This window comes from Candidatus Erwinia dacicola (assembly GCF_001756855.1).
Lineage (GTDB): Bacteria > Pseudomonadota > Gammaproteobacteria > Enterobacterales > Enterobacteriaceae > Erwinia > Erwinia dacicola.
On sequence record NZ_MAYS01000472.1, the window covers coordinates 1 to 3,956 of the forward strand.

Sequence of the window (3,956 nt, forward strand, 5' to 3'; positions counted from 1 at the left end):
GCACATGCTGCGGACATTTACCTTCCCGCTTCAGCAATGCCAGCGCCCGCCCATACGTCGGGGCTTTATCTGTGTTGATCAACCGTGGAATTTGCAGGCGCTTCGTATTATTCAGAAGTTTACCCATAAAGCGATAGGCGGCTTTGGTGTGACGACGTGAAGACAGGTAAAAGTCAATGGTGCAGCCCCTGCTGTCGACGGCGCGGTACAGATAAGCCCAGCGTCCGTTGACCTTCACGTAGGTTTCATCGAGATGCCATGAGCCAAAACCGGAAGGTTGACGCCAGTACCAGCGCCGCCGCTTTTCCATTTCAGGTGCAGAACGCTGAACCCATCGATAAATCGTGGTGTGATCGACATTTACCCCTCGCTCAGCCAGCATCTCCTGCAGCTCACGATAACTGATGCCATATTTGCAGTACCAGCGGACGGCCCACAGGATAATATGACGCTCAAAATGTCGACCTTTAAATGGGTTCATGTGCTGCTCCTTCAACTAAACAGTGGCATCAGTTTACCATCGCCAGATCTTTGCAACAGTGCCCTCTAATCCCCATACACCACAATATGACCATAACTCAGATCTGGCCGCTGGTCGTCATACGCGGCGACGTTAATCGCGTGACCATCAGCAAACACAGCAACATTCAGGATGGTAGCGGTAGCGTGCTGCACTTCACTCATAAATCGGCAGCTAACCCTGACGATTATCCGCTGGTGATTGGTGAGGACGTCACTGTAGGACATAAAGCGATGCTGCATGGTCGCACCATCGGCAATCGAGTGCTGGTTGGTAGGGGGGCGATTCTGCTTGATGGGGTTGTCGTCGAAGACGATGTGATAATTGGTGAGGGGAGCCAAGTGTTGCCCGGCAAGCGTCTGGAAAGTGGCTTCCTTTATCTGGGCAGTCCGGCGAAAAAGGCCAGGCCACTGACGTCCGATGAAATCGACGGTCTGCTCTATTCTGCTAACAACTATGTCAGTTAGAAAAATGACTATCTGGCGGAAGAGAGCCAGACCCAACCCTGAGCATATTCCTGCTAGCCTTTGATCGCCAGCTCAGCGTCTTCTTCCAACTCCCAGCGGTAAAGGTGGAAACAGGCCAGCGCTTTACCTGTGAAGGTGAGCTGGAAGCCGTTAACCAATCCGCTGAAGCAGATCGCCTGTAAATTTTCATCCCACCATTCCCGTTCAGGAAACTGGATGACCTAATTCACGCACTCATCTCTTCTTTTAATGTCTTAATCACTGGGGTGATATCCGGCATAACACCGTGCCACAACATAAATGAGTGTGCAGCCTGACCCACCAGCATGCCAAGGCCATTAGCCAGCTGAGCTGTTCCCTGCTGACGGCACCACTGCAGAAACGGCGTGTCCCCCTGCTGATAAAACATGTCGTAACAGCGGGTCTGCGTATTAACCAGACCGACAGGCAGATCAGGCACATCTCCCGCGACTCCGCTGGAGGTCGCATTGATCACCAGATCAAACTGCTCGCCATCCAGCTTCTTACGGGTTAATGCCCGCACACCGCCTTGGCGCTGGAACAGCTGCTCAAGCTCAGCGGCTTTCGCATGGGTACGGTTAACGATCGTGATATGGGCGTAAGCAGAAAGCAGTGAAAGGATCACACCTCTTGCCGCGCCGCCTGCGCCGATCAATAGAATCCGATCGTCAGGCTGGATCAGCTGCAAGCGTTGAAAATCGCTCAGCAGACCAATGCCATCGGTGTTATCCCCCAACAGTCGGCCATCCTCCAGCTTCTTTAACGTATTTACCGCACCCGCCAGTGCCGCTCGCTCACTCAGCTCACTGGCCAGCGCATAAGCCTGCTGTTTAAACGGCAGGGTCACGTTAGCGCCTTTGCCGTCGGCGGCAAAAAACTCACGCGCGGCCTGTTCAAAGCCATCAACCGGCGCGCAGAAACGTTCATAAGGATGGGAGATCCCGCTCTGCTCAGCAAACAGCTGGTGAATGCGGGGCGATTTACTGTGATTAATCGGGTTACCGAAGACGACAAACGACATAATGATCTCTTTATCCTTGGCGAATCAGTTCACCGGTTAATACATCGCGGATTTCTGACGGATTCTGGCGGCCGCCCGTTTCTCCATGCAGCACGGGGAAACGTTCACCAAACTGCGCCAGCACCTCCGCCACATTGCGGCACGGCGGTAAACCGCTGAGGTTGGCACTGGTTGAGACCAATGGCTTACCAAAAGCCTGACACAGTTTGATTACATCAGGATGATTGCTGACGCGCACGGCCAGCGAAGAGAAGCGCCCGGTCAGCCAGCGCGGTGTCTCTTGAGGCGCGGGCAGCACCCAGGTCACCGGGCCAGGCCAGCGGGAAAACATCCGCTCTTTCTGTTCGGCGCTCAACTGCTCATCGGCAATATAAGGGAGTAACTGCTGGTAGTCAGCGGCAATCAAGATCAGCCCCTTATCTACCGGACGGCGCTTCAGTGCCAGCAGTTGCATGACCGCAGCCTCACTGTCGGGATCGCAGCCGAGGCCAAATACCGCCCCTGTAGGGTAAGCAATTATCGCTGACTGACACAATTGCGCAACGCACAGCGCTACAGAGTCATGCACTGGTTTCATCTTCAGGACCATTTATCACTGTTACAGGTTTGCCGCAGGCTTTACTAGCGCAGAAACGCTTTACACCTCTGGCTGTTTTCTTTTCTATTAGCAGCAGGAACTGACAGAACTCACACACCCCTTCTAACGGAGTTAAATTAACCGCAAACTAGCAGTCGGGATAGCGGTCACATGCGTGGAATGTTTTGCCGTAACGCGAACGTTGTGCCACCAGCTTTCCGCTCTGGCACTGCGGGCAGGTGAGCGTGATTTCATCCGGCTTATCGATAGTTTCGGTATGCTCGTATTCAGGATATTCACTACAGGCGACAAACATGCCGTAACGCCCTTGGCCCAGTACCAGTTCGGCTCCGCATTTCGGACACAGCTGACCTTCGAGCACTTTAACAATGTGCCCGTCAGCCTAGCCTTTCAGCGGCCGAACAAAGTCGCATTCGGGGTGGAGTGAACAACCAAGAAAGGCGCCATGTTTCCCGGAGCGAATAACCAGTTCTGCCCCACACTGGGGGCAGGGTTCATTTTTTCGCACAGCGAAAAGCGCTGTTTTATTCATAACTTTGTATACACGAAGGCAAACTTCAGTGCAGCATTCCTTCATTGACGTCGAAAAGTAGCTCTTCCATTTGCTGATAGGCGTTTTCACATCCAGGAATATTAAACAGCACCATCAGCACCACCCATTTGAGATCGTCCAGATCAAACTCGAGGGTATCCAGAGCCATAATACGTTCGATAACCATTTCGCGCGTTTCCAGATTCAGTACTTGGATTTGTTCCAAGAACAGAATAAAGCCACGGCAGTTGGCATCTAAACGCTGACTTTCTTCCTCGGTGTAGATACGCATAGACAGCGGATCGGTGGTCAGCAAAATCGGAGCGACAAGTCCGTCCTGATAATCTGCCAGCTTTTCCAACCAGTTCAACGCATTATAGATATCTTCACGATGAAAACCCGCATCGGACAGATCATCAGTCAACTTATCCTGGTCAACGCGCATTTCTGCCTCGTTGTGGATATACGTTTCAAATAAGTACATTAGTACGTCGAACATGGCTTGCCCTCCTTAAATCGGACATAGCCGCCGGGTACAGCTGCGATCCACCCTGCTAACTCCAACTCAAGCAGCTTAGCTACGATGGCTGGCACAGGTTGACCGGCACGTTCAGCGACAACGTCAACAGGTGTAACCTCATCTCCTAAGTTAGCCAACACATCGGAAAATGGCAATGAAGGATTGCTGTTTGACGTAGAATAATTGGCTGAACCCAGCAAATCGGGAAGCCAGTTAAGACCGTTCTATATTTACTCAAGAATATTGTTGGGATGGGCAACGGCGGATTCAAGTTTGA

5 protein-coding genes and 3 pseudogenes are annotated in these 3,956 nt (G+C 52.2%); 1 reads left to right on the forward strand and 7 read right to left on the reverse strand.

Features of this window, described 5'->3' with window-relative positions; genetic code table 11:
- A partial coding sequence (locus BBW68_RS12465; RefSeq protein WP_070133548.1) for an IS6 family transposase occupies positions 1-481 on the reverse strand: 481 nt, incomplete at its 3' end.
- A gap of 101 nt (positions 482-582) precedes the next feature.
- Between BBW68_RS12465 and BBW68_RS12470 the strand changes: the two are divergent.
- A pseudogene (locus BBW68_RS12470) lies at positions 583-987 on the forward strand (gamma carbonic anhydrase family protein); the annotation flags it as partial.
- Positions 988-1,040: 53 nt separating this feature from the next.
- Here BBW68_RS12470 and BBW68_RS16920 read toward each other — a convergent pair.
- From BBW68_RS16920 to BBW68_RS16925, 6 genes and pseudogenes are all read right to left on the reverse strand, one after another.
- Positions 1,041-1,205: a DUF1488 family protein gene (locus tag BBW68_RS16920; RefSeq protein WP_245675265.1), complete on the reverse strand. Its 165-nt coding sequence runs from the start codon at positions 1,203-1,205 to the stop codon at positions 1,041-1,043.
- Between the two features lie 8 nt (positions 1,206-1,213).
- Positions 1,214-2,032, reverse strand: coding sequence for a shikimate dehydrogenase (gene aroE, locus BBW68_RS12475; protein ID WP_070135610.1), 819 nt, complete (start codon positions 2,030-2,032; stop codon positions 1,214-1,216).
- Between the two features lie 7 nt (positions 2,033-2,039).
- Positions 2,040-2,606 carry an L-threonylcarbamoyladenylate synthase type 1 TsaC gene (gene tsaC / locus BBW68_RS12480; RefSeq protein WP_070135611.1) on the reverse strand — a complete coding sequence of 189 codons (567 nt, stop codon included), beginning with the start codon at positions 2,604-2,606 and terminating at the stop codon, positions 2,040-2,042.
- Positions 2,590-3,159: pseudogene (locus BBW68_RS12485) on the reverse strand (DNA topoisomerase family protein). The gene tsaC and the pseudogene BBW68_RS12485 overlap by 17 nt, the downstream one beginning before the upstream one ends.
- Positions 3,160-3,184: 25 nt before the next feature.
- Positions 3,185-3,658, reverse strand: coding sequence for a DUF494 family protein Smg (gene smg / locus BBW68_RS12490; protein ID WP_070135612.1), 474 nt, complete (start codon positions 3,656-3,658; stop codon positions 3,185-3,187).
- A pseudogene (locus tag BBW68_RS16925) lies at positions 3,630-3,956 on the reverse strand (DprA-like winged helix domain-containing protein); the annotation flags it as partial. The pseudogene BBW68_RS16925 and the gene smg, both read right to left, overlap by 29 nt.

What these genes read in the sequence shown, in the direction of transcription:
- tsaC (WP_070135611.1), bottom strand. Translation starts at nt 2,606, where the DNA reads ATGAAACCAGTGCATGACTCTGTAGCGCTGTGCGTTGCGCAATTGTGT.
- smg (WP_070135612.1), bottom strand. Translation starts at nt 3,658, where the DNA reads ATGTTCGACGTACTAATGTACTTATTTGAAACGTATATCCACAACGAG.